Source organism: Sphingomonas sp. Leaf62 (assembly GCF_001421915.1).
Lineage (GTDB): Bacteria > Pseudomonadota > Alphaproteobacteria > Sphingomonadales > Sphingomonadaceae > Sphingomonas.
This window is the reverse complement of record NZ_LMLN01000006.1, coordinates 622-23,910: the sequence shown is the minus strand read 5'-3', so window position 1 is coordinate 23,910 and position 23,289 is coordinate 622. Positions and strand designations below refer to the sequence as shown.

Sequence of the window (23,289 nt, the reverse complement as noted above, 5' to 3'; positions counted from 1 at the left end):
AAAAACCCGCGGGCGCGTCAGTCGATCCGTTTCGACAGGAAGAAGCGCGCATGGCCCGGCGGGAAATCGTCGATCGTGCCGAAATGGCCGAAGCCCAGCTTCTCGTAAAAGCCGCGCGCCTGAAAGCTGAACGTGTCGAGCCAGATGCCGATGCAATCCGCCGCGCGCGCCAGTTCCTCGGCCCGCTGCATCAGGTCGCGGCCGATCCCCTGCCCCTTCGACGCCGGTGACACCGCCAGAAACTCGACGAACAGCCAGCGATAGCCGATCTTGCCCCACAGCCCGCCGGTGATCGTGCCCGCATCGTCGCGGACCACGATCGCAACCTGCCGTCGTTCGGTCGGCCCGACCGCGGCGTCGTTATGCGCGGACAGGATGCGCAGGATCGCCTCGCGCTCGCCCTCGCCGGGGTCCGCGACGACCTCGACCGTCACTTCTTGCGCTTGAAGTCCACCGCCACGACGTTCGACCCGTCCTCGCTGGTGGCGATCGGCGCGTCGTTTTCGGGCGGATCATGCGGTTCGGGCTCGTCGCCCGGTTCGTCATTCGCCTGAAAGCGCAGTTCGAAATTGACCGCCGGATCGTGAAAACCGGTGATCGCGGCAAAGGGGATGACCAGCGTCGACGGGATGCCGCCGAAGCTCAACCCTACCGAAAATCGTTCGGCATCGACGGTCAGGTCCCAGAAACGATGCTGGATGACGATCGTCATCTCGTCCGGGAACCGTTCGATCAGCCGCCGGGGGATGTCGACGCCGGGTGCCTGCGTCTTGAACGTGATGTAGAAATGATGCTCGCCGGGCAGCGCACCGGTGGCGGAGACCTGCCCGAGCACGCGGCCGACGACGGCGCGCAAGGCTTCCTGGACGATCTCGTCATACGGGATCAGGCTGTCGGCGACGGGCTGGTTCATGGGCCTTGGGTTAGCGGCGTTTGCCCGCCCGTCAAGATTCGTTGCGTTGCATGGGCCACGCCAAGCGCTATGGAACCGCACATGCGCACCGCCACCATCGCCCGCAAGACCAGCGAGACGTCGATCGACGTCACGGTCAATCTCGACGGCACCGGCACCTATGACGTGTCGACCGGCGTCGGATTTTTCGACCATATGCTCGAACAGCTGAGCCGCCATTCGCTGATCGACCTGACCGTGCGGACGGTCGGCGACCTGCATATCGACGCGCACCATACCGTCGAGGATACCGGCATCGCGATCGGCGAGGCGTTCGCCAAGGCGCTGGGCGACAAGCGCGGCATCCGCCGCTATGGCGACGCGCTGTCACCGATGGACGAGACGCTGACCCGCGTCGCGCTCGACATTTCGGGTCGGCCGTGGCTGGTGTGGAAGGTGGCGTTCACCCAGGCGCAGCTCGGCACGATGGATACCGAGATGTTCGGCCATTTCTGCCACAGCTTCGCACAGGCCGCCGGCATCACGCTGCATGTCGAAACATTGTACGGCACCAACAACCATCATATCGCCGAAAGCATCTTCAAGGGACTGGCCCGCGCCCTGCGCACCGCGACCGAGATCGATCCGCGCAAGAGCGATGCCATCCCCTCGACCAAGGGAGTGTTGTGACATGGTGACCCGTCCGATGCAGCCGATGAGCCTCGCGATGCTTACCTATGTGAAGCCGCTCGACGAGGTCGACGTCCACCGCGACGCGCATGTCACATGGATCAAGACGGCGATGGAAGAAGGCGTCATGCTGCTCGCCGGCCGTCGCAATCCGCCGACCGGCGGCGTGCTGTTGTTCCGCGGCGAAGCGGACGCGGTGCGCGCGGTGGCGGAGACCGACCCGTTCGTCGTGAACGGCGTCGCGACGGTCGAGATCGTCGCCTTCACCATGACGCTGGCGATGGACCAGATCGGCGACCTGTTTTGATCGCACTGATCGATTACGGCGCGGGCAATCTCCATTCGGTCGCCAATGCGCTGAAGGCGGCGGGCGCGCAGGACCTGTCGATCACCGCCGATCCGGCGGCGGTGCGGAGCGCCGACCGCATCGTCCTGCCCGGGGTCGGCGCGTTTGCCGCCTGTATGAACGGCCTGACCGCGATTCCCGGCATGGTTGATGCCATGCGCGAGCGGGCGCTGGACGGCGGCGTGCCGTTCCTCGGCGTCTGTGTCGGCATGCAGTTGCTTGCCGTCACCGGTGAGGAGTTCGGCGTCCATGCGGGACTGGGCTGGATCGACGGCACCGTCCGCCGCCTGCCCGCGTCGCCCGGCATCACCGTGCCGCATATGGGCTGGAACGATGTCGTGCCTTGCTGCGAGCATCCGCTGCTGGTGCCGGGTGAGGCGTATTTCCTGCACAGCTATGCGTTCGATGGCGATCAGGTGCTGGCCACCACCGACCATGGCGGCCCGGTGACGGCGGCGATCGGCCGCGACAATCTGCTGGGCGTGCAGTTCCACCCCGAAAAGAGCCAGCGCTATGGCATCGCGCTGCTGGAGAGGTTCCTCGAATGGCGTCCTTGATCGTCTTCCCCGCCATCGACCTGAAGGGCGGGCAGGTCGTCCGTCTGGCAGAGGGCGATATGGACCGCGCCACCGTGTATGGCGACGATCCGGCGCAGCAGGCGCGGCTGTTCGCCGATGCCGGGGCGGATCACCTGCACGTCGTCGATCTGGACGGGGCGTTTGCGGGCCAGTCGGTCAATGGCGATGCGGTCGCCGCGATCGTGCGGGCGTTTCCGGGTCGGGTGCAATTGGGCGGCGGCATCCGCAACCGCGCCAATGTCGATCGCTGGATCGATCTGGGCGTCGCGCGGGTCGTGATCGGTACCGCCGCGCTCGAAAACCCCGACTTCGTCCGCGAGGCCGCTGCCGCCTGTCCGGGGCAGGTCGTCGTCGCGGTCGACGCATGGGACGGCATGGTCGCCACGCGCGGCTGGGCCGATGTGTCGACGGTCCCGGTCACCGACCTCGCCCGCCGGTTCGAGGATGCCGGCGTCGCCGCCTTGCTGTTCACCGATGTCGGCCGCGACGGGATGCTGAAGGGCTGCAATGTCGAGGCGACTGCCGCGCTGGCTGCTGCCGTGTCGATCCCGGTCATCGCCAGCGGCGGGGTGGCGGGGATCGAGGACATTCACGCGCTGAAGGGCAAGCCTGGTATCGAAGGCGTCATTACCGGCCGCGCACTGTACGACGGTCGCCTCGACCTGGCCGAAGCGATCCGGGTCGCCAGCGCATGACCGTTAGGGCGCGAGTCATCCCCTGTCTCGACGTCCATGCCGGGCGGGTGGTGAAGGGCGTCAATTTCGTCGAACTGCGCGATGCCGGCGATCCGGTCGAACAGGCGCGTGCCTATGATGCGGCCGGCGCGGACGAACTGACCTTCCTTGACATCGGCGCGAGTCATGAGGGGCGCGACACGATCATCGACGTGGTCCGGCGGACCGCAGAGGTATGCTTCATGCCGCTGACCGTCGGTGGTGGCGTCCGCTCGCCCGAGGATGCCCGCGCGCTGCTGCTGGCCGGGGCGGACAAGGTCGCGGTCAATTCCGCTGCTGTCGCCCGGCCCGAACTGGTCGCCGACATCGCCGACCGCTTCGGCAGCCAGTGCGTCACCGCCTCGGTCGATGCGCGGCGCAGCGATGGCCGCTGGGAAGTGTTCACCCATGGCGGCCGCCGCGCGACCGGCATCGACGCGGTCGAACATGCGCTGAAGCTGGCGTCGCTGGGCGCGGGCGAGTTGCTGGTCACGTCGATGGACCGTGACGGGACGCGCGACGGCTATGACCTCGACCTGATCCGCACCATCGCCGATGCGGTATCGGTGCCGGTAGTGGCGTCGGGCGGGGTCGGCACGCTCGGCCATCTGGTCGCGGGGATTACCGAGGGTCATGCCAGCGCGGTACTGGCGGCATCGATCTTCCATTTCGGCGAGGCGTCGGTGGCCGATGCCCATGCCGCGCTGGCGGCGGCGGGGGTTCCGGTCCGGTCACCTGCGCGGGGATAGGCGAGCGTGCCGACCTGCCCTCGCCCTTCCGCCGCTTTGCTGCCCCCATCCTCTCCTGCCGGGCGAGGGGCGCGCCCGGCACAACCGGGTGGGAAAGGGCAAGGGCGAATCAACAGAAGCAGATTGCGACTCCGGCTCCTTAAGGAATCGGCGTTAGGCGGTGTCTGCATTTGCAGGATTCCCATTCGGGTTGAGTTCTGATTCAAGGCTGGCGAAGGAGCCGAGCCTTGAGCAGACGCACGCTGACGGATGAGCAATGGGAGAGGATCGCGGGATATCTCCCGGGCCGCGAGGGGACACGCGGCCGCAGCGGCGTGGACAACCGGCCGTTCGTGGACGCGATCCTGTGGATGGCTGGCAATGCGGCGCGCTGGCGTGATCTGCCAGAGGTATTCGGCAAGTGGACAGGGGTGCATGCCCGGTTCCGACGCTGGTCGCATGCCGGTGTATGGGAACGACTTTTCCATAGCCTGGCCGATACGCCGGACTTTGAGTACGTCCTGATCGACAGCACCATCTCGAAAGTCCATGCCGATGCGGCAGGCGCAAAAGGGGGGCTGAAGCTGCCGCGATCGGGCGATCTCGGGGTGGCCTGACGACCAAACTGCATGCAGCCGTCGATGCCATCGGCCTGCCGATCCGCATCCATCCGACGCCCGGCCAACGAGGCGATCGTCCCCAGGCCGAGACGCTGCTGGCTGGCTTGAAGGGCGTCGGCCACGTCATCGCCGATGCCGCCTATGACGCCGATCCGCTACGAGCCTTCATCGCCGACGACCTTGGCGCCACCGCGCAGATCAAGGCCAATCCGAGCCGAACCGCCAAACCTCCCATCGATTGGCGCCTCTACAAGGAACGTCATCAGGTCGAATGCTTCTTCAACAAGCTCAAGCGCTTCCGGCGCATCGCCCTGCGCTGCGAGAAAACCATCACCGCTTTCATGGGCTTCGTTCATCTCGCGTGCGCCATGATCTGGCTGCGCTAAATGCAGACACCGCCTAGTCCCCCGGAAACGCGACCAGCGCCGACACCCCGATCCCGTCCGCCCGCAACGCCGCCGCCCCGCCCAAATCGGGCAGGTCGATCGCGAACAACGCCTGTTCGACGCTCGCCCCGGCCTTGCGCAGCAGCCGCACCGCCGCGCGCGCCGTGCCCCCAGTCGCGATCAGATCGTCGATCAGCAGCACCCGCGCGCCGGGGACGCAGGCATCCGCGTGGATGGCGATGCGGTCGGTGCCGTATTCGAGGGCATAGTCTTCGGCGATCGTCGCGCCGGGCAGCTTGCCGTCCTTGCGGATCAGCAACACCCCCGCGCCCAGCGCGAGCGCGACGGCGGGGGCGAAGACAAATCCCCGCGCCTCGATCCCCGCGACCAGATCGATCGGGCCGTTCACCGCCGCCACCATGCCATCGACCGCAAGGCGCAATCCTTCCGGATCGAGGATCAGCGTCGTGATGTCGCGAAACCGAATGCCGGGTTTCGGGAAATCGGGAATGGTGCGGATGCGCCGGGCGATCGCATCGACCCCGACGTCATCCGCAACGATCAATGCTTCATGCCCCGCCAAATGTTGCGATACGCGCCGAACGCGAGGCCGGTGAAGATCAGCAGGAAGATGACCGTCGCCAGACCCCAGGTGTGACGCTTTTGCAGGTTCGGCTCGGCCGTCCATGTCAGGAACGCCGCGACGTCCTTCGCCATCTGGTCGACGGTCGCGCGGGTACCGTCCTGATACTGGACCTGATCGTTCGCGGTCAGCGGCGGTGCCATGGCGAGGTTCAGCGTCGCGAAATAGCGGTTGAAATGCAGGCCCTCGGGCGTCTTGGCCTCGGGGAATTTGCGGAGCAGATCGGCGGGCTGCGCGCTATAGCCGGTCAGCAGCGAATAGACGTAATCCGAACCGTCGTCGCGCGCCTTGGTCATCAGCGACAGGTCGGGCGGCACCGCATTGTTGTTGGCGGCGCGCGCGGCGACGTCGTTGGCGAAGACCAGCGGGAAACGATCGGACGGTAGGTTCTTGCGCGTCGCCGGCTCGCCCGTTTCCGGATTTACGCTCGGCTGTTCGATCGCCCAATCGGTGGCGATCGTCTTGACCTGACCCTCGTCATAGCCAAGCGCCTGAAGGTCGCGGAACGACACCAGCCGCAGCGAATGGCACGCCGAGCAGACTTCCTTGTAGACCTGAAACCCGCGCTGCAGCTGCTGGTTGTCGAAGGTGCCGAACAGCCCCGCCGATTGCAGCCCGGCGTCGCGCGGCTTCAGGTGGAACTCGTGCTCGGCGGAATGGACCGGCGTGTCGTTGATCATGCCGCTGACGGTCGAAATGACACCGAGCAGCAGCGCGAACAGAAAGCCCGCGCCGACGACGAGGTTGAGGTTGCGGGCGAGAAAACGGGAAGCGAAGGAGAGCATCGTGGTTCCCTTACTCGGCCGCGGCCGGGCTGTTGTGCCCCGGAAGGACGGACCCATGGGCGGCGGTCTGCGCGGGCGACGTGCCGCCTTCGCCCTTCAGCACCGCTTCGGTGATCGAATTGGGCAGCGGCCGCGGCCGCTCCATCGCCGACACGATCGGCAGGACGACGAGGAAATGGGCGAAATAATAGCCTGCCGCGATCTGGCTGAGCAGCACCGTGACCGGCGTCGCCTCCGCACCGCCCAGATAGCCGAGCACCAGCACGTCGACCAGCAGCACGATCAGGAACAGGCGATAGGTCGGACGGTAATTGGCCGACTTCACCGGTGACTTGTCGAGCCACGGCAGGAAGAACAGCAGCAGGATCGAGCCGAACATTGCCAGCACCCCCCACAGCTTCGCCGGGAAGATGAAGTCGACGGTGAACGCCTTCAGAATCGCGTAGAAGGGCAGGAAATACCATTCGGGGACGATGTGCGCCGGCGTCGAAAGCGGGTTGGCCGGGATGTAATTGTCCGGGTGGCCGAGCAGGTTCGGCGCGAAGAAGATCAGCGACGCGAACACGATCAGGAAGATGCCGAGCCCGAACCCGTCCTTGGCGGTGTAATAGGGGTGGAAGGGTACGGTATCCTGCGGTCCCTTCACCTCGACGCCGGTCGGGTTGTTCGAACCCGGAATGTGCAGCGCCCAGATGTGCAGGACGATCACGCCCGCGATCACGAACGGCATCAGATAATGGAGCGAGAAGAAGCGGTTGAGCGCGGCATTGTCCGGCGCATAGCCACCCAGCAGCCAGACGCGGATCGTCTCGCCCACGCCCGGTATCGCCGAGAAGAAACCGGTGATGACCTGCGCCCCCCAGAAGCTCATCTGCCCCCACGGGAGCACATAGCCCATGAACGCGGTCGCCATCATCAGCAGGAAGATGACGACGCCGAGCAGCCACACCATCTCGCGCGGGGCCTTGTACGACCCGTAATAGATGCCGCGCGAAATGTGCGTGTAGACGACGATGAAGAACATCGACGCGCCGTTCGCATGGGCATAGCGCAGGAACCAGCCCGACGGCACGTCGCGCATGATGCGCTCGACCGAATCGAACGCGACCGCACCGTTCGCCGCATAATGCATGGCCAGCACGATGCCGGTGATGATCTGCACCGCCAGCGCCGCGCCGGCGAGCACGCCGAAGTTCCAGAAATAGTTGAGGTTGCGCGGCACCGGATAGCCGGCACCGACCGCGTTATAGACCAACCGGGGAAGCGGCAGCTTCTCATCCAGCCAGCGCATCAGCGGCTGTTTCGGTTCGTAATGCTTGGCCCAGGGGAAGCTCATGACTCTCTCCTCAGCCGACCGTCACGACGGTGTCGGACGTGAATGCATATTCGGGAACGTGCAGGTTCTGCGGCGCGGGCCCCTGCCGGATGCGGCCCGCCGTGTCATAGGCCGACCCGTGGCACGGGCAGAAATAGCCGCCGAACGGCCCCTTGTTCTCACCCTCGCCCGCGCCCAGCGGCACGCAGCCGAGGTGTGTGCAGACGCCCAGCGTGATCAGCCAGTTGGCCTTGCCGGTCTTCGTCCGCTCGGCCAGCGTCTGCGGATCGCGCAGATCGGCGAGCGATACCGCGTTCGCCTCGGCGATTTCCTTGGGCGTCAGGTTGCGCACGAACAGCGGCTGCTTGCGGAAACTGGCCTTGATCGCCTGTCCCGGCTCGATCGCCGACAGATCGATCTCGGTCGTCGACAGCGCCAGCGTATCGGCGGCGGGCGACATCTGGTTGATGAGCGGCAGCGCGATCACGCCCGCGCCGACTCCGGCGAATGCCACCGCGCCGATCGACAGATAGTCGCGCCTGCGGGGGTTGTCCGGCCCGCCGTCCAGCGCGGTCGCGCCGCCTGCGGGTACGTGCTGATCGTCGTCAGTCGCCATTCAACAGCCCTTGTCGTCGGGCGCATGTCGCGCCCTGCCCCTCTCCGGTCGCCCTCGTGGAAGCGACGCCGGACCGATCGGTTCTCCGTCCAGTCGCACGGGGTGATAGCCGGGCGTGCGCCCGTTTGCCAATCCCTTTTGCCGAAACCGCCCCGTGCCGACCGATGATGTTCAGATTGGCGCAAGCGACGACATGGTCTATGCGCCGCTGCCAGACCCAATATCCCTCGCGTGTTTCGGGAACTCCATGCGTCGTATCGCCCTATTGTTCGCTTTCCTCGCCTCGCTCCTCGCGCTGCCCGCCTTGGCGCAGGTCATGGACGTGCCCGGACGTGCGCCGCCGCCGTCGACGACGGACTTGCGCAACCTGTGGATCCTCGACCTGTCGACCGGCGGGCGGGTGACGATCTGGCTGCGTCCCGACGTCGCGCCCAAGATGGTGTCGCGGATCAAGACGCTGACGCGCGAAAAATTCTATGACGGCCTGAAATTTCACCGCGTGATCGACGGCTTCATGGCGCAGGGCGGCGATCCCGATGGCGACGGCACCGGCGGCTCGAAGCTGCCGAACGTCGAAAAGGAATTCAACTATTTGCCGCACGTCCGCGGCGCGGTGGCGGCGGCGCGGGCCAATGACGAGAACAGCGCGAACAGCCAGTTCTATATCATGCTCGCCCCGCGCCTCGCGCTCGACAAGAAATATACCGTGTTCGGGCGGGTGATCGACGGCATGCAATATGTCGATGCGATCGAAAAGGGCGAGCCGCCGGCCGACCCATCGCGCGTCGTCCACGCCTATATCGCCAGCGACAATCCCCCGCCCTATCAGCCCGAAGCGCCGGTCGTCCTGCCCGAAACGGTCGCACCGCTGCCCGCCACCGCGCCGCGCCCCCGGCCCGCTGCCGCGCCCCGGCGGACCCAGCCCGCCCCCGCCCGCTAACCCCGGGCGAGCGACGACCGGCGATGCACGTCGACCTGTTCGATTTCGAGCTGCCGACCGATCGGATCGCGCTGCGCCCCGCCGCCCCGCGCGACGCGGCGCGGATGCTGGTGCTCGACGGCGATGCCACGCTCGACCGGGGCGTGCGCGACCTGCCCGCCTGCCTGCGACCCGGCGACCTGCTGGTGTTCAACGACACCCGCGTCATTCCGGCACAGCTGGAGGGGCGGCGCGGCGACGCGGGCATCGGCGCGACGCTGCACAAGCGCGAGGGGCCGCGCCGCTGGCGGGCGTTCGTGCGCAACGGTCGGCGGCTGCGCGACGGCGACACGATCGATTTCGGCACAGGCGTCACCGCGATCGCCGGCGATCGGGGTGAGGATGGCAGCTTCGCGCTCGACTTCGCCGGCGACGAGCCGGTCGAACTGCTGCTGGAGCGTGCCGGGCGGATGCCGCTGCCGCCGTATATCGCCGCCAAACGCGGCGGTGCCGACGCGCGCGATGCCGAGGATTACCAGACGCTGTTCGCGCGGGAGGCGGGTGCGGTCGCCGCCCCCACTGCCGCGCTGCACTTTACGCCGGCATTGATGGCGGCGCTGGACGCAGCGGGGATCGGCCATGCGACGCTGACGCTGCATGTCGGTGCGGGCACCTTCCTGCCGGTCAAGGCCGAGGATACCGACGACCACCGGATGCATGCCGAATGGGGCTGCATCGACGCCACGACCGCCGACCGCCTGAACGCGACCCGCGCCGCCGGCGGCCGGGTGATCGCGGTCGGCACCACCAGTCTGCGTCTGATCGAAAGCGCCTGCGACGACGCCGGCCGGGTCCAGCCGTTCGAGGGTGACACCGCGATCTTCATCACCCCCGGTTACCGGTTCCGTGGCATCGACGGCCTGATGACCAACTTCCACTTGCCCAAATCGACGCTGTTCATGCTGGTATCGGCGTTGATGGGGCGGGAACGGATGCAGGCGGCGTATGCCCACGCCATCGCGCAGGAATATCGTTTCTATTCCTATGGCGACGCCTCGTTGCTCCTCCCGGCTTGACAGCACAGTCCCGCCGGGTAAGGGCTGAAGGACCGACGCGGGTGTAGCTCAATGGTAGAGCAGAAGCTTCCCAAGCTTACGACGAGGGTTCGATTCCCTTCACCCGCTCCACATTCGCGCTGAATCCACATGAATTCGCCATTCCGGCGTCCGGCCGCGCCCTCGCGGGACACCGGATTGTGCACCAAGATGCGCACATGATGGTATCGTCCGCCCGCATGACAGGTCCGCGCCGCCGTTCGGGCGAGACGTGGATGTGGCCTTGATTTCCTATCGGTAGCCGCGCGGCGCGCGCTATCACTATCGCCGCAGGTTGTACCTGCGGAAAATCGTCAACCGTCCTATAATGGTCCCCTTGGCCGTCGCAGATCCGGTCGAGGCACGTCGTCTCGCCACCCGCCTCAGCGAAATGAGAGGTGTTGGCGATGCAGATGTTCGATCGTGCCAGTCGCGGCTTTCTGAAAGCGGGCGAGGTGGAGAGCGTGTTCCGGTCGGCGCTGGACGAGGAACCAAGGCAGGCGAGGGCCACCCGGCTCGACAGCGGCATGAGGGCGGGGCTCGACCGTCGTCCACTCCGCAGCCTAGAGACAACCTATAGGGTCGCGGCCCGCCGGCCGGCCGATGCCAATAGTGTGCCATCCGACCTGATTGATGAGCTGGCCGACGGCTTCTCGGCGCAGGACCGCGCCGCCGTTGTCCTCATGCTAGAGTCGCTTGCGCCGCATCGAAGTGCCTAGCGAGATGCCAAGCCGTGGGGCGGAAGGACACCCCACGGCTTTGCGACCCCGTCCCATCGGGATGTTTGATCGGGAAGGCAGTATATTCTTGCATCGGCCCCCGGGGCAGAACCGATAAGCCGATTCGTTCGAAGAAGGATGACGGATTGGCAAAGCCCGGACCATATCTGCGATCTGCCGAAACCGCTCGTCGGTTAGGCGTCAGCGGCAAGGCCCTGCGCGTGTACGAAGCGGATGGGTTGATCCGGGCGGCGCGAACCGCCGCGGGATGGCGTATCTAGGGCCCCGAACAGATTGCCCGCCCGCACCAGGTGATCGCACTCAAAAGCTTCGGCTTTCCGCTCAGCCGGATCGCGGAGTTGATGGCAGGCGGCTTGCCCGATCTGACAGCGTTCCTGGCGGGGCAAGAAAAAATGAAGACGATGGCTCGCGAAGTGCATGAACAGCCAGCCTTTGCCGGTGCCTCACCATCCTCTAACGCTGTCCTGGATTTCATGGCCAAGGCGTATGGTGCGGCCATCGCGGTCCGTATCATGCCCAAGCCTCTCGATATGGGTCAAAGGCGGGGCCGATCATGACGTCATCGACTCTTCCGATTGGGAACGAGATCGGTCATGAGCCGGCGCGGCTGTGGTGGAACAGCAGGTCCTCGACGTTGCGCAGCGACAGCGGAAAGCGCACGTGCATGAGTACGACCAGCCGGATCACTTCGGGCGACAAGTTGAGGCATCAAAACGGACTGATTGACTTGCGGGCACGGGGCCTGCCCTACCCGCCCGCAGCCATATTTCCAGGCGGTGCACCTGTTTTGACGATGTGCTTCAAGACGCTAGAAGAGAACCGTTTTACGAACTCGCTCACCAGCGCTCGCAAACGGCTTTATTTCGTCTATCACGCGGTGAGGCGGTGCTGCAGCGTTGCATTTTACAATGACGTTGCTCAATACGGCGTTCGACACGATGCACCGATCGATAACGACGGCGCCCACGGTTAGGGTCCCCGGCGCGGTTTCGGCCCACGCGGATACGCCAGACGACAACAGTCCAGCAGCGATCAAACAGCGTAAAATGCGCAAAGCAGCCCCCTTTCACGGCTGCTATACGCCAGACCCCCATTCTGGTTCCATCGTCATTTAATAAATAATGGTTACTACCGGGGTGTCAGAATAGGCACCGGGTTGCGCAGTCTGTCGTGCAGGAAGCCGAGCATAGACCGTTACCGGTTGCCGCGATCCGAACAAAGCTAACAGGTAGAGGAAACCGACCCCTCCAGTAGCACCGATGCCGGTACCCCAGAGGCTGGTAAACCCGGGGTCCGAATAGAGATTGTACTGCAGCCGCTTCGTGCCGTCCCGCAGTTCGCGCTGTACCAGATTACCGGACTGTCCCGCCGACACGTCGATCCGATAGCCGAAGGCCACGCAATCGACCACGGCACAGGTACAGGCGACGTTTATCGTTCCAGTCGTCGAGAGTGGCGCAGTCTGCAGCGGATTATAGACACCGAACCTTACCGGCACTGTCGAGACCGTGCACGATACCGCACTTGCCGTTGATGCGTACAGGCAACAGAAGGCAACGGCAGCTGTGAGAAGCCCTTGCTTACAGCGGATGGCAGATGACTGCATCGGTCGTTCCCTGCTGAAATTGAATATTGCAGCGGTCACCTCCCATCTCGACCTCTGCAGTAACATTCTCTTCAATATCCGTTAGATAGGCAATACCTTCATAGCCGACCATATCGTCCAGACGACCCTGACGGTGTACCAGTGACCCCATCGGAATGGGCTGTCCGTTGGGCAGCAGGATGTGAATGGTCGCAGCGCGAATACGGCGGACCGGCAATTTTACGACAGCGCCGCCGGCACCGCGTGTCCGCACAAGCACTTCGGCTTTGGCGACCTCGTGTTCGAAATCGATCCCATCGTAATCGAGCGCTATCCGCGCGGTCGCATTGGCAGGGAGGTTGGGCAGAAACAGGCTGCCATCCGAGCGCGTCCGTCCGGCAGGGCGGTTCTCAAGGTTAACGGCAACGTTGGGCTGGCCGGTCTGCACTACGACAAAGCTTTGCCCGACGGCGTTGGCCAGCTCTGGTCGCCCGCCGACCCACAATACTGCTCCCGAAGCGAACACCCGACCAGCAGAGTGACGACGATCGATTTGGACGTCACCGCCAATCTCGCCTGACCGCCCCCGAAAGGTTAGGCCGCCACCTAATGACGTAGCGCGATCAGGCGTCATCGAGAGGGTCGTGCGTAAGTCAGTGCCCTGATCCACCTCGCCGAACCGAGCCCAGCTTGCGGCGCCGGACAGGCCCTGCGCGTTATGCGATGCCTGAACGATCGCCGATGAGCGGTTCGACAAGGGTAACGTAACGCCGACTGCCGCGAGCAGACCGGACCGTCGCGCCCGGGTTTCAACGACGTTGACGAAGGCCGACAAGCGGTTGCCGATTGAACGCGACCAGCTTGCCGCGATGATACGCGTGTTTAAACGCGGCGAATGCAGAAATGTCGTGGAAAGCGAAAGCCCGCCAAGAACGGGTGAACGCCATGCCCCGCCAACCTGAAGCGTCCAGTCCTCGCGGAAGAACCGTTGGTTCGCCAGCGTCTCAAATTTCCCAAAGCGTTTTTGGGCAACGATGGAGGCAGACATACGCGGATCATCGCGCCGGAACGAAATGGTCGCATCCGCGCCCGTTGCGCCGTTCGAATGCGAGATATCACCACTAAATGCCAAGATGCCGAACTCGCCCAGCTTAGAGATCAGACCGGCACCGGCAACCTGTGCTGTTCCCGCCACCGCGAGCCGTGCTTCTGCAGTCAGCCGGTCGCTTACACCGTGGCGAAGCGCGCCGGACGCGAAACCGGCACCGTATCGATCACCAACAATGAAGGCATTGCGTCTTAGCAGACCGACCTGCGCCGACGTGGCAGTCAAGCCCGGTCGCAACAACTGACGCGAACTGTAGAAGGACAGCTGCTGGACGCTCTCGCGGCCCAGCGCATCACGGACCAACAGCGAGACTTGCCCGGCACCGTCGACCATCGGCACGCCAGATACGGCAAACTGGCCTGCTTTGACGTCCTGGGTTAGTCGACGAACGCCGTTGACGTACAGGTCCACCGTCGATGGCACGCCGTTACCACCGGTCAGTTGTGGCAACGGCATCGTGACGAGGTCGGGTTGCAACGTGAAGTCCGTAGCGAGCTGAACGCCAGCTGCTCGAATGGCGCCGTTGGCCGAACCGTCAGGGCTGATGAAATCACCAATTGTCAGTCGCTGGGCCGACCGAAGATTCTCGAACACGTACCGCGTTTCCAAACGTCGGACGTCAAAATTGCGACGCTCTGGATTTCGATTGACGAGCACGCCGCTCGAAACCGTGCCGACGGGGCCGAACAGGCGGAGCTCGCCGGTAGCGCCGATATTGCCGGTATCGTCGCCATATGCCGAGTAGTTGAGGAGACTACCCCATGCCGGCAACACCGCGTCGGCGTGCGTTGCGGTGACCGCGATCTCGCTTCGGCGCATGGCAGAAGGCGCAACCTCGATGTTCAGGACTTGCGTAGCCCGATCGAGGTGGTAGGCGAGCCCAGTGATGCTACGGAGGCGGACCGGACCATCTTTCGAAACCGCGTCAATCCCTAACATTCTTAGGTCGCTAGCAGTCGCTTCCAGATCGTCTGCGTTCCCGAACAGTTCGATGACGCTGCCGGTATCGATGCCGTTGACCCATGCTTGCGCGTAAATTTCGCCAGCTACGGGTTGTTCGGTGGTGGTTAGCTGCACAGCAGCCGCCAACGATCCGGGCGAAACGGCCAAGAGACCGAGCGCGAACAAAAATCCGGGCATGACGCGATCATTACTGCGTCAGCAAGACGGACGAGCGTAAGAGTTTGCCGCCTTCCTGGACCGTAAGCGTCACGATTTTGGTCGGTGTGGTGGCTTCATAGGTCCACGAACGCTCCTGTCCGGCTAGGGCGTAGCCAGCCAGGCCAGGCGCAATTACCTTCGACTTATCGCCGTCCTGCACCGTGAGTTCGACAAACTTGGCATGTACCGCTCCGCGGTTCTTGACGGTGATCGTGACTTGATTCGTCTTTGGTTCCTGGCGCGCGCGCCATTCCAAATAGCGAGACCTTGAAACTCCGGCAGCCGGTGCGACGAACACGGGAAGGATCATGCGAACCGGCAATTGCAATTGCCCCGGCGCACCAGCCAAGGGCAACTGATCGATGACCAACCGATAGCTTCGCTCAAGCGGACCGGCGGGTGCCTTGGCGACGACCCGGACAGCCTGCGCGCCGCCCGCCTCCAGGCGGAACAGCGGCGGGCTGAACCCCGCATCCGTGGCAGGGCCGTAAACTTCTTCGTCGCCCACCATCGTCCAACTGAACAGCCGGACCTGAACCGTCACCGGACCATTACCCGGATTGCTGACGATCGTAGAAGTACTCCGCGTCCCTTCTGCCAGCGTCAGCTGCACTGGTGCAACCGACAGGCCGCCCCCCTCGGCCGTGCCACTTGAGGTCTGCGCCGCGACCGGGAATAGCAGCGCCGCCGACAGCACAAGGCCGAGCCCGCCCAAGGTCGAAGAGATGAAAGCCGCTGTCATGGTTCGGGCTTAGTAATAGACCGTGATCGGAACGGTGTCCGAGTACACGTCTGCGGGGGCGCTTTGGCCTGCGACGATCGAGCCATAGACCGGAATTGAGTTGGCAGTCGCGCCAAGACCGGTCTGACCGATAAGACGCTGCGCGGTGACGTTATTGCCGAAACGTTGCGTACCGGCGCTGTCCTGAAAAAGGTTATAGGCGAGATACTGCGACTGGTTGGAACCTTTCATGCGGCGTTGCGTGCCGGTGGCATTAGCACCATCGCTTAGACCGACCGAGAACGGCGTACCCTGCGTACAGGTTACGTTGACGTTGACCCGTGTCGGCGTATTCGTACCCGCCGCCGGATCAACGGTCCCGAAGGCAAGCGTACCGCTGCCGACAGCGCAGGTCGATACAACCGTGACTTCAACGGTGAGGACACCACTTGCCGTCTGCGCAACCGCCATAGGCGCGCCAACGATCACGCAGCATGAGAGCGCAACCGCGCAAAGAATTTTTCGCAACTGGAATACTCCGTACCGATTCTCTATCCCTAAGTAATGGCATGGCAGTATTAACGATGTATTTCGTCAATAATGCGGAAATTATGGATATTACACTTGCAAAGTATACGATATAGATCGTATTACATATATGGAGTAGTCGAAACTAACTTGTATCAACTTTCGTACATCCATCCTTTTCGTTCGGTACTGTCATCAGATCGCCTATTTCAAAACCGCAGTAACTGAGACGTTAGCCTTCCGTTAGCACCGCGCGGAGTAGCGTCGCCGTCATGGAATACGGTGGCAGGTCAATGTTTGGGAATTTGCTGCGAGAGCGGCGTCGCACTATCGCAGTTCGCGGTCTGACGGAGGCGACCCTTTCCGGGACGTCGGCTTTCGATCGCTTCGTAAGTGCCGCTGCCTCAGCCTTTCTGGCGCCAATGGCAGCAGTTTCTCTCATCCACGACGAAACGCAAAACATCGCTGCTGGCTACGGCTTCCCAGTCGGTTGCATGCCGCGCAACGACAGTTTCTGCACCTTCACCATTAAGCAGGGCAGCGTGCTCGAATGTTGCGATCCTGAGGCCGACCCACGTTTTGCCGCGCTGCCAGCTGTTCGCGGTGAGCCGCATGTTCGCTACTATATCGGCGCTCCCCTGCGCTTGTTGAGCGGCATCGAAGTCGGCGCACTGTGCGTCGTTGATACGGTTCGTCGACAAGCGGCCTCCGACGACCAGAAAGCGTATCTTGCTGGATTGGCCCGCCAAGCTGCGCTGATGCTGGAAAGCCGCCGGGACCTAAGGGGCAATGCGGCATGATGCAGGTGGCACTGTGTATCGCCCAGGAACACGACGCGAGGCTTGTCGCACTGGCACTCCTGGTATGTCTGATCGGATCCGCAGCAACGGTCCAGCTCTTTGGCCGCATCCGATCCGCCACCGGCCAGAGCCGGCATGGCTGGATTGTCCTCGCCGCAGTTGCGACGGGCACAATGGTCTGGGCAACGCACTTTGTTGCAATGATGGCCTTTCGTACGCAAGCGCCAGTCGTGCTCGATCCGTTGAAAACGCTATTGTCGCTACTTGCGGCAGTCGGCCTCGCGATACCCGGACTTGGTCTGGCGGCTTCCCGGAAACGATGGGGCGGCATAGCTGGCGGTAGCATCGTCGGTTCCGCTATTTCGATCATGCATTATCTGGGAATGGCAGCGTACCGCGTTGACGGCATCGTTACCTGGGCGTGGGGATATGTTGCAGCGTCCGTACTGCTATCGGTCGCAATAAGCGGCATCGCGTTTCATCGGCTGAACGTTCGTCGGTCATGGCGGCGCACGCACGCCGTCTTGCTGCTGGCGCTCGCCGTAGCAGCCTTGCACTTCACCGGCATGGCCGCGATGCGCATCGCCGTCTTGAAAATGGGCGATGGCCTGTCGGGTCCGACGATGATGGGCCTAGCCATCACGACCGCGATAGCGTCGCTGATCATCGTAGGGTGTGCCGCGATCAGCGCGCTGATAGACTCCCATTCGCAAAACGAATCCTACCGTCGGCTGCGGCGAATGGCGCTGCACGACGGCTTGACAGATCTCCCCAACCGAATGAGCTTTCTCGATGAGCTACAGCGCCGCTTCCTCGTGAAGGGCGGCTATACCGGCATGGCCGTGATCATGATGGACCTGTCGCGCTTCAAGGTCGTCAATGACACCCATGGCCACCAGGCCGGCGATCAATTGCTTATAGCGCTTGCGGCTCGATTAAGTTCGCTGCTGAAGCCGGGCGAGTGTGTCGGGCGGCTTGGCGGCGATGAGTTCGCGGCGGTCGTTTCCTATGACAGCCCTGAACAATTGACCGATTTCCTGGACCGACTACGCATGGCGTTCGTCGCGCCTTTCACGTTTGATCGGTTCACTGCCTCCATCAGCTCCAATATCGGTGTCGCGCTCGCTATCCACGACGGCTTCGATGCCGATGCGCTGCTCGCGAAAGCTGATCTGGCCATGTACCGCGCGAAATCCAACCATTCGGCTGAACCGTGTTTCTACGATGCACAGATGGATGATGCCGCACGCACACGACGCGAACTCGTTGCCGAGCTTCGTAAGGCGATCGAAACGCAAGATTTCGAACTGCATTTCCAGGTGCAGGCCGCCATCGCGACAGGAGAAATCCTTGGCTACGAGGCGCTTGTCCGTTGGAAACATCCCGTAAAGGGTATGATCTCGCCGGCGACCTTCATTCCGCTGGCCGAAGAGAGCGGGGAAATCGTACCCCTAAGCATCTGGATATTGCGGCAAGCTTGTTTCGAAGCAGCGCTTTGGCCTAACCGGCACTGTGTCTCCGTCAACCTTTCCCCGAAGCATCTAAGTGATCCAAGGCTGATCGAAACCGTGCATGATGCACTTGCCGACAGCGGCTTGGCGGCAGAACGCCTGACACTCGAACTGACGGAAAGCGCAATTATTCACGATCGCCAGTTCGCGCTCGCCCAGCTGCGAGCGTTGAAAGCGATGGGCATTGCCATCGCACTCGACGATTTTGGTACCGGCTACTCTTCGCTTGATGTCCTGCGATCCTTCCCGTTCGATTGCCTAAAGCTGGACGCATCGTTCGTTGCGGAGATCGAGCGTGACGAACAAGCGGTAGCCATCCTGCAATCGGTAACGGCCCTTGGCGCGAAACTGAACATGCGGGTGCTGGCAGAGGGGATCGAACAGCCCGCGCAGCTTTCCATCGTTGCGCGCGAAGGCTGCTCGGCGATTCAGGGGTATCTTATCGGCCGCCCATCGCGCACCTTATGCACTACGGACATCATCAAGCAGACCATGTCCCTCAAGCCTCGCGCTTTGGCCACGACACCCAGCGCTGCCTAATCAATTTTCGAACTGCGCGCACCGCCAGAACTCGTGGGCAGCTTGTGTGCAAACATTTATTTCGGTGATCCCGCCTTTCTGGACAGTTTGGCGGCTGAGCTAAGCTTTACCCGGTTGGTTTATGCAGCCATTGTTGCGAACGCCGTATCCGGGGCATGCCGTGGATATGGCGTTGCGTTGCCCCGCCCATACACCTTGTCCGGCCTTTGGCTGGCGAAGCGGGAGAGAGGCCGCTGCCGGTTGTAATAAGTGATCCACCGGCCGAGCCCGGTCCGCAGTTCGCAGCTCGTCTCGAACGCGTTCAGATAGCCGCATTCGTACGTCAGCGACCGCCAAAGCCGTTCGATAACACGTTGTCCATCCAGCGGCCGCGTCCGTCCATGCTGATCCGCACCTCGGCATCGCGCAAGCTGTCGGTGAAGTCGGCGCCGGTGAAAGGGCTGTCGCGAGCCATGTCCATTTAACCCAGGTTAGTTATTTAAATAATAAACATTTATGTAGAACATGCATCGGTATCTTCGTACTCTCTCCTCGCGGAGGCGAAAGAATGGATAGTTTCTCGAAGGAGGTTGCCCGAAACCTGTATCAGCTGCTTGCTACCGAAATTTCGGCGAACGCTCGTATAGCGGCAGCTTTAGGCTTGGACAGCGTCGCGCTGCAGTTGAACCTCGCGCTTGAAAGCGTATTCAACGCACTCGCTGAACGTTACGAGCACACTTTATCGCCAGATGACGATCAGTAGCCGATGACGGACATGCAAAGGCTCATGCGGAACGCATGCCCATGCGATAGCTACATCGCAGAACCTGGAAAATCGTTGATGCTATGTGCGACATTTCCACGGCATGGACAATGACTATCGTTGTCCTAAAGCTCGACTAGTCTGCCGGCGGTGCGTTTTCGACATCGATTCGTATCGATTGAGCGATCAGCGACAGAATCGTATGCGACTTCCATAGATCCGTTGTGACGCCATCGGTTTCTGTCGCATGGTCAAACTGGACGTCCATCGCCCGCTCAACGATCTCGAGCGACTGTTGGGTGGTGAGTGCGCCGGCTTCGCACAGCCCGTGGATAAGGCTCTCAACCAGTGCCAGCGCGGCGCGACCATGAGCGATGGCAAGCAAGGGATCAACCGGAAACGGCAACCGGTCATTCGTATCGATGTCGGGCATTGATCACGCCTACCGTTTTGCAGGCGGGAGCTCGAATACGCTACCAGCCGTCGACGCCTGGGGAAGCCATGCCAACGGTGGCGCACGCTAGCGCAATTATAAAGTAATTGCAATAATCTACAATAACAACGAGCAATATAATCAATTAATATTTGGTATTACGCGGAGGCGTGTAAAACCGGGCATGGCTAATCTTTTTGTTCAGAAACTACGCGGATTGGCTAATTTGACGGACGAAGATGCTTACGCCTTGGAACGTGTCACGGCGCGGCCAAGGCAGTATGCCGCCCGATCTGACCTAATCCGCGAAGGTGACGAACCCGGACCGATGTTCGTCGTGCTGGAAGGGTGGGCCTGCCGGTACAAAATCCTGCCGACCGGCACTCGCCAGATTATGGCTTTCCTGATGCCGGGCGATGCGTGTGACCTCCACGTGAAGCTGCTGGCGGAAATGGATCATAGCATACAGGCGATCACGCCGGCGTCGGTCGCTATAGTGTCCAAGAACGACATGGCCGCGCTGATGCAGCAGCATCCGAATATCGCTGCAGCGATGTATTCGGCGCAGCTGGTCGACGAGGGGGTGATGCGCGCATGGATCGTAAGCATGGGACGACGTAGCTCGACGGAACGCGTCGCGCATTTAATCTGCGAACTCTATCTGCGGGCGCGCAACATCGGCCTTACCGGGAACGGAGAATTCCCGTTGCCACTGTCGCAATTGGTGTTGGCGGATGCGCTGGGTATGACCCCGGTGCACATCAACCGCGTACTGAAGAACTTGCGATTGACCGGAGCGATGGCGTTGAAACGCGGCGGTGTGACGCTGCTCGATCCTGTCAAGTTGGTTCAGATCGCCGGATTTGATGAAAACTATCTCCATCGCCGCTTGCGACAATTACCGTAGTATCACGCCCCAAATATCACTTGCAAGCTTGTTTGAATTTATCGCCATATCAGTCCTAAACGACTTATATCGTATTGTCAATTACGCTTCATGCGACAGTATGGCGAAAAACTTACAATTAGAGACGAGCGTCCACAATATATACAGTCCTATTTTTTCTTACCATTTTACGGAATCATCGTTACGTGTCCTATGGCTAATCCGCTTCGTCTACGTCAGCGCTTCGATTTTGCCGGTGCATCGACGAAACCGTTATAGGAACCGGTCAGACGGAATTATTAACCGTAATCAATACCGGGCGAATTCTATTCCAAGCGTGGAACTACTAATCGTGCCGACGTTGATCGCGGATTGCCTTAGCAGAAGCTGCGCGATCGATGCCGAGGATCCCGCCCAAGAGTGCGTTTGACAATGTTCGGGGATGGACAATCCGGCGCGGCATAAGGCTGCCGGGGGCCACATGGATCATGGCCTCGGAGACGTCGAGGCGCCGCTCGTAATGGCGCGCGAGGCGCTTCCATACGGTCATCCATCTGAAGCGCGCCCGACGACCCAGCGCCGGCGCAGGACCTTGAGGCCGGGATCCTTATGGTGCGGCGGATGATGTTCGAGGCGCTGACGGTCGACCGGGACAACCAGTATCTCAAGACCGACAGCATGATCGTTCGCGCCCACCAGCAGGCTCGACTGGGGAAGGGGGGCAAGGATCAGGCGTTCCCCATGATGGCAACGACTTGCGCGACCAGACAGCAGATATCGACGCCGCAGCGGCGATCCCGTCCAGGCGCAACCGCAAGGTCACCATTCCTCACGATGCCGGTATCTGCAGGCATCGTAACCAGATCGAGCGATGCTTCAGTCGCCTTAAACACTTCCGTCGCTTCGCCCGCTACGACCGACGAACCGTGCATTTCAACGGCTTCGTCCACCTCGCCGCTGCCATGGCCTGGCTCCGCTGAATGTCGATCCGACTTAGTATTGCGCGCCAGACCTCTGTCCGCCGTCAGGCCGGGTTTGCGCGACTGAGACCAATACAAATATGCGCATCCGTGACAGGGGTACCAGACTTCGCCGACTACCGTCAGGATCTGTTACGGCAAATCATGAGGACCGCCGACCGAGTCGCTACCGCTTAGTTAGCAACGCGATCGCGCCCTCGTTGCCATAAATGCCGCGCAATTCGGCAAGAGTGAGGCGGACCGGCAGCTCCCGCCCGTCGTTCGACAGGACTGCGCTGTCGATGGTCCGCGCGCCCTCCCCGCTTAACACCCGGTCGAGCGCCTCGCGAAACGCCACCCGCTGACTGACAGGGATCAGGTCGGCTAGCGCGACATGCAGCAGCCGGTCTTCGGATAGGCGTAAAATATCGCAGAAGGCCGGTTCGGCCTGTTCGATATGGCCTCGGGTATTTACGCATACATAGCTGATTCCATCATGCACCGCGATCGCCTCCCGCAGAGACTTGCGGGCGTCGGCCAATCGGTGGACTTTCATATCGTCCGTGATGTCGTGAAACAGAACTGTCACATATTTGCTAAACGGGTAGATTTCAGCACGGACCCAAGTGTCCTTACGAAACAGCGACGGGATTTCGGCGGAATAGGGTTCCTTACTCGCAATCGAACGCTTCACGTAGGTCTCGATCAGAGACTCCTGAAACACTGGCAGCGCCTCGAATACCTTCCGACCGGACAATTCTCCATCGGTGCAATCTAGTTGAACATGCGCGACCCGATTGGCAACGATGATACGCAGATCGTAATCGATCAGCAGCACTCCAATATTGAGGCAATTCGCTAATTCTTGGACGCTGGCTGTCAGAATTGATTCTTTGGAATCATTAATTTTTGATTGTTGCAGCGCCGCATAATGACGAACGGTAGTGAGGACATGCGTGCCGCGACCATGATGGGTAACGACAATCGCCTGATCGTCCTGCATTTGCCGCAACTGGCCGAACTTTCGGGCAAACTCGGACGAAGATATCGCCGGCGCTCGCTGCTCGCCGTTCCAAAGTTCTTTGTCCGAATCCGGTTCCATCTGCGCTCCATCGCAACGAGCCAACATGATGAGATTCATACGTTTTATTGCGGAAAGTTTATATATTATTTTAATATTATTATATATACCTTATTTGAGCCAATTTCCAACGCTCTCAGGATGTTGATCGTTGTGAAAAAATGGCTCG

The 23,289-nt window shown here is 62.0% G+C and carries 27 protein-coding genes, 1 tRNA gene and 3 pseudogenes; 17 read left to right on the top strand and 14 right to left on the bottom strand.

Going from position 1 to position 23,289, the window contains the following annotated elements; genetic code table 11:
- Window positions 1-17: 17 nt before the first annotated feature.
- Window positions 18-434 carry a GNAT family N-acetyltransferase gene (locus ASE91_RS04505; protein WP_056623166.1) on the bottom strand — a complete coding sequence of 139 codons (417 nt, stop codon included), beginning with the start codon at window positions 432-434 and terminating at the stop codon, window positions 18-20.
- Window positions 431-913, bottom strand: a complete 483-nt coding sequence (locus ASE91_RS04500) for an SspB family protein (protein ID WP_056003134.1) — start codon at window positions 911-913, stop codon at window positions 431-433. The genes ASE91_RS04505 and ASE91_RS04500 overlap by 4 nt, the downstream gene beginning before the upstream one ends.
- A gap of 81 nt (window positions 914-994) precedes the next feature.
- Between ASE91_RS04500 and hisB the strand changes: the two genes are divergently transcribed.
- The 6 genes from hisB (at window position 995) to ASE91_RS19160 (ending at window position 4,953) form a co-directional block, all read left to right on the top strand.
- Entirely contained in the window at window positions 995-1,582 is a 588-nt protein-coding gene (gene hisB / locus ASE91_RS04495; RefSeq protein WP_056623307.1) for an imidazoleglycerol-phosphate dehydratase HisB, read from the top strand.
- 4 nt (window positions 1,583-1,586) lie between these two features.
- A complete protein-coding gene (locus ASE91_RS04490; protein WP_235530313.1) occupies window positions 1,587-1,889 on the top strand; it encodes a YciI family protein in 303 nt (100 codons plus the stop codon).
- Entirely contained in the window at window positions 1,886-2,485 is a 600-nt protein-coding gene (hisH, locus tag ASE91_RS04485; protein WP_056623161.1) for an imidazole glycerol phosphate synthase subunit HisH, read from the top strand. The genes ASE91_RS04490 and hisH overlap by 4 nt, the downstream gene beginning before the upstream one ends.
- Window positions 2,473-3,201, top strand: coding sequence for a 1-(5-phosphoribosyl)-5-[(5-phosphoribosylamino)methylideneamino]imidazole-4-carboxamide isomerase (gene hisA, locus ASE91_RS04480; protein ID WP_056623157.1), 729 nt, complete (start codon window positions 2,473-2,475; stop codon window positions 3,199-3,201). Before hisH ends, hisA begins: the two co-directional genes overlap by 13 nt.
- Window positions 3,198-3,968 (top strand): imidazole glycerol phosphate synthase subunit HisF, encoded by a 771-nt coding sequence (gene hisF / locus ASE91_RS04475; RefSeq protein ID WP_056623153.1) that lies wholly within the window; start codon window positions 3,198-3,200, stop codon window positions 3,966-3,968. The genes hisA and hisF overlap by 4 nt, the downstream gene beginning before the upstream one ends.
- Window positions 3,969-4,195: 227 nt before the next feature.
- Window positions 4,196-4,953 (top strand): IS5 family transposase gene (locus tag ASE91_RS19160; protein ID WP_156357658.1). Its coding sequence is split into 2 segments (ribosomal slippage): window positions 4,196-4,514 and window positions 4,514-4,953, totalling 759 coding nucleotides; the frame shifts between segments, so codons are not numbered across the junction.
- Window positions 4,954-4,966: 13 nt separating this feature from the next.
- Here the strand turns inward: ASE91_RS19160 and ASE91_RS04460 are convergent.
- The 4 genes from ASE91_RS04460 to petA are packed head-to-tail and all read right to left on the bottom strand — an operon-like array spanning window position 4,967 to window position 8,312.
- Window positions 4,967-5,518, bottom strand: coding sequence for an adenine phosphoribosyltransferase (locus tag ASE91_RS04460; protein ID WP_443024522.1), 552 nt, complete (start codon window positions 5,516-5,518; stop codon window positions 4,967-4,969).
- Window positions 5,515-6,381 carry a cytochrome c1 gene (locus ASE91_RS04455; protein ID WP_056003122.1) on the bottom strand — a complete coding sequence of 289 codons (867 nt, stop codon included), beginning with the start codon at window positions 6,379-6,381 and terminating at the stop codon, window positions 5,515-5,517. Before ASE91_RS04455 ends, ASE91_RS04460 begins: the two co-directional genes overlap by 4 nt.
- Window positions 6,382-6,391: 10 nt before the next feature.
- Window positions 6,392-7,717 (bottom strand): cytochrome b, encoded by a 1,326-nt coding sequence (locus tag ASE91_RS04450; RefSeq protein ID WP_056623144.1) that lies wholly within the window; start codon window positions 7,715-7,717, stop codon window positions 6,392-6,394.
- A 10-nt stretch (window positions 7,718-7,727) separates the two neighbouring features.
- Window positions 7,728-8,312: a ubiquinol-cytochrome c reductase iron-sulfur subunit gene (gene petA, locus ASE91_RS04445; RefSeq protein ID WP_082453807.1), complete on the bottom strand. Its 585-nt coding sequence runs from the start codon at window positions 8,310-8,312 to the stop codon at window positions 7,728-7,730.
- A gap of 247 nt (window positions 8,313-8,559) precedes the next feature.
- Between petA and ASE91_RS04440 the strand changes: the two genes are divergently transcribed.
- The 6 genes from ASE91_RS04440 to ASE91_RS20445 all read left to right on the top strand — a co-directional run bounded on the left by ASE91_RS04440 (window position 8,560) and on the right by ASE91_RS20445 (window position 11,622).
- Complete coding sequence (locus tag ASE91_RS04440; protein ID WP_056623142.1) at window positions 8,560-9,252, top strand: peptidylprolyl isomerase; 693 nt, start codon at window positions 8,560-8,562, stop codon at window positions 9,250-9,252.
- Window positions 9,253-9,275: 23 nt separating this feature from the next.
- Entirely contained in the window at window positions 9,276-10,307 is a 1,032-nt protein-coding gene (gene queA / locus ASE91_RS04435) for a tRNA preQ1(34) S-adenosylmethionine ribosyltransferase-isomerase QueA (RefSeq protein WP_056623137.1), read from the top strand.
- A 37-nt stretch (window positions 10,308-10,344) separates the two neighbouring features.
- Window positions 10,345-10,418, top strand: a tRNA-Gly gene (locus ASE91_RS04430).
- A 314-nt stretch (window positions 10,419-10,732) separates the two neighbouring features.
- Window positions 10,733-11,044: a hypothetical protein gene (locus ASE91_RS04425; protein WP_056623135.1), complete on the top strand. Its 312-nt coding sequence runs from the start codon at window positions 10,733-10,735 to the stop codon at window positions 11,042-11,044.
- A gap of 14 nt (window positions 11,045-11,058) precedes the next feature.
- Window positions 11,059-11,325 carry a MerR family DNA-binding transcriptional regulator gene (locus ASE91_RS20920; RefSeq protein ID WP_327196759.1) on the top strand — a complete coding sequence of 89 codons (267 nt, stop codon included), beginning with the start codon at window positions 11,059-11,061 and terminating at the stop codon, window positions 11,323-11,325.
- A 30-nt stretch (window positions 11,326-11,355) separates the two neighbouring features.
- Window positions 11,356-11,622: a hypothetical protein gene (locus ASE91_RS20445; RefSeq protein ID WP_056623131.1), complete on the top strand. Its 267-nt coding sequence runs from the start codon at window positions 11,356-11,358 to the stop codon at window positions 11,620-11,622.
- Between the two features lie 61 nt (window positions 11,623-11,683).
- On the opposite strand, the pseudogene ASE91_RS21020 reads toward ASE91_RS20445, so the two are convergent.
- The 5 genes and pseudogenes from ASE91_RS21020 to ASE91_RS04405 all read right to left on the bottom strand — a co-directional run.
- Window positions 11,684-11,788, bottom strand: a pseudogene (locus ASE91_RS21020) (IS6 family transposase); the annotation flags it as partial.
- A 388-nt stretch (window positions 11,789-12,176) separates the two neighbouring features.
- Complete coding sequence (locus tag ASE91_RS18645; RefSeq protein WP_162233620.1) at window positions 12,177-12,671, bottom strand: Csu type fimbrial protein; 495 nt, start codon at window positions 12,669-12,671, stop codon at window positions 12,177-12,179.
- The gene (locus tag ASE91_RS04415) at window positions 12,646-14,898 is read right to left on the bottom strand and encodes a fimbria/pilus outer membrane usher protein (RefSeq protein ID WP_056623128.1); all 2,253 of its coding nucleotides are present in this window, start codon (window positions 14,896-14,898) and stop codon (window positions 12,646-12,648) included. The genes ASE91_RS18645 and ASE91_RS04415 overlap by 26 nt, the downstream gene beginning before the upstream one ends.
- A 358-nt stretch (window positions 14,899-15,256) precedes the next feature.
- A pseudogene (locus ASE91_RS21015) lies at window positions 15,257-15,661 on the bottom strand (fimbrial biogenesis chaperone); the annotation flags it as partial.
- Between the two features lie 9 nt (window positions 15,662-15,670).
- Entirely contained in the window at window positions 15,671-16,111 is a 441-nt protein-coding gene (locus tag ASE91_RS04405; RefSeq protein WP_055998481.1) for a Csu type fimbrial protein, read from the bottom strand.
- Between the two features lie 329 nt (window positions 16,112-16,440).
- Here ASE91_RS04405 and ASE91_RS04400 point away from each other — a divergent pair, with 329 nt between their 5' ends.
- On the top strand, window positions 16,441-16,968 hold the full coding sequence (locus ASE91_RS04400) for a GAF domain-containing protein (protein WP_235530312.1): 528 nt from the start codon (window positions 16,441-16,443) through the stop codon (window positions 16,966-16,968).
- Entirely contained in the window at window positions 16,965-19,019 is a 2,055-nt protein-coding gene (locus tag ASE91_RS04395; RefSeq protein WP_056623123.1) for a putative bifunctional diguanylate cyclase/phosphodiesterase, read from the top strand. The genes ASE91_RS04400 and ASE91_RS04395 overlap by 4 nt, the downstream gene beginning before the upstream one ends.
- Window positions 19,020-19,138: 119 nt before the next feature.
- On the opposite strand, the pseudogene ASE91_RS18640 reads toward ASE91_RS04395, so the two are convergent.
- Window positions 19,139-19,461: pseudogene (locus ASE91_RS18640) on the bottom strand (integrase core domain-containing protein); the annotation flags it as partial.
- 105 nt (window positions 19,462-19,566) lie between these two features.
- Here ASE91_RS18640 and ASE91_RS04390 point away from each other — a divergent pair.
- A complete protein-coding gene (locus ASE91_RS04390) occupies window positions 19,567-19,761 on the top strand; it encodes a hypothetical protein (protein WP_056623121.1) in 195 nt (64 codons plus the stop codon).
- Between the two features lie 136 nt (window positions 19,762-19,897).
- Here the strand turns inward: ASE91_RS04390 and ASE91_RS04385 are convergent, their stop codons facing one another.
- Window positions 19,898-20,194 carry a hypothetical protein gene (locus ASE91_RS04385; protein WP_055998486.1) on the bottom strand — a complete coding sequence of 99 codons (297 nt, stop codon included), beginning with the start codon at window positions 20,192-20,194 and terminating at the stop codon, window positions 19,898-19,900.
- A gap of 184 nt (window positions 20,195-20,378) precedes the next feature.
- Between ASE91_RS04385 and ASE91_RS04380 the strand changes: the two genes are divergently transcribed.
- Together ASE91_RS04380 and ASE91_RS21010 are read left to right on the top strand one after the other, a co-directional pair.
- The gene (locus ASE91_RS04380; RefSeq protein ID WP_055998488.1) at window positions 20,379-21,101 is read left to right on the top strand and encodes a Crp/Fnr family transcriptional regulator; all 723 of its coding nucleotides are present in this window, start codon (window positions 20,379-20,381) and stop codon (window positions 21,099-21,101) included.
- Between the two features lie 734 nt (window positions 21,102-21,835).
- Window positions 21,836-22,060 carry a transposase gene (locus ASE91_RS21010; protein ID WP_082453805.1) on the top strand — a complete coding sequence of 75 codons (225 nt, stop codon included), beginning with the start codon at window positions 21,836-21,838 and terminating at the stop codon, window positions 22,058-22,060.
- Between the two features lie 166 nt (window positions 22,061-22,226).
- Here ASE91_RS21010 and ASE91_RS04370 read toward each other — a convergent pair whose 3' ends face one another.
- A complete protein-coding gene (locus tag ASE91_RS04370; RefSeq protein WP_162233619.1) occupies window positions 22,227-23,141 on the bottom strand; it encodes a type II toxin-antitoxin system prevent-host-death family antitoxin in 915 nt (304 codons plus the stop codon).
- Window positions 23,142-23,289: the final 148 nt, after the last annotated feature.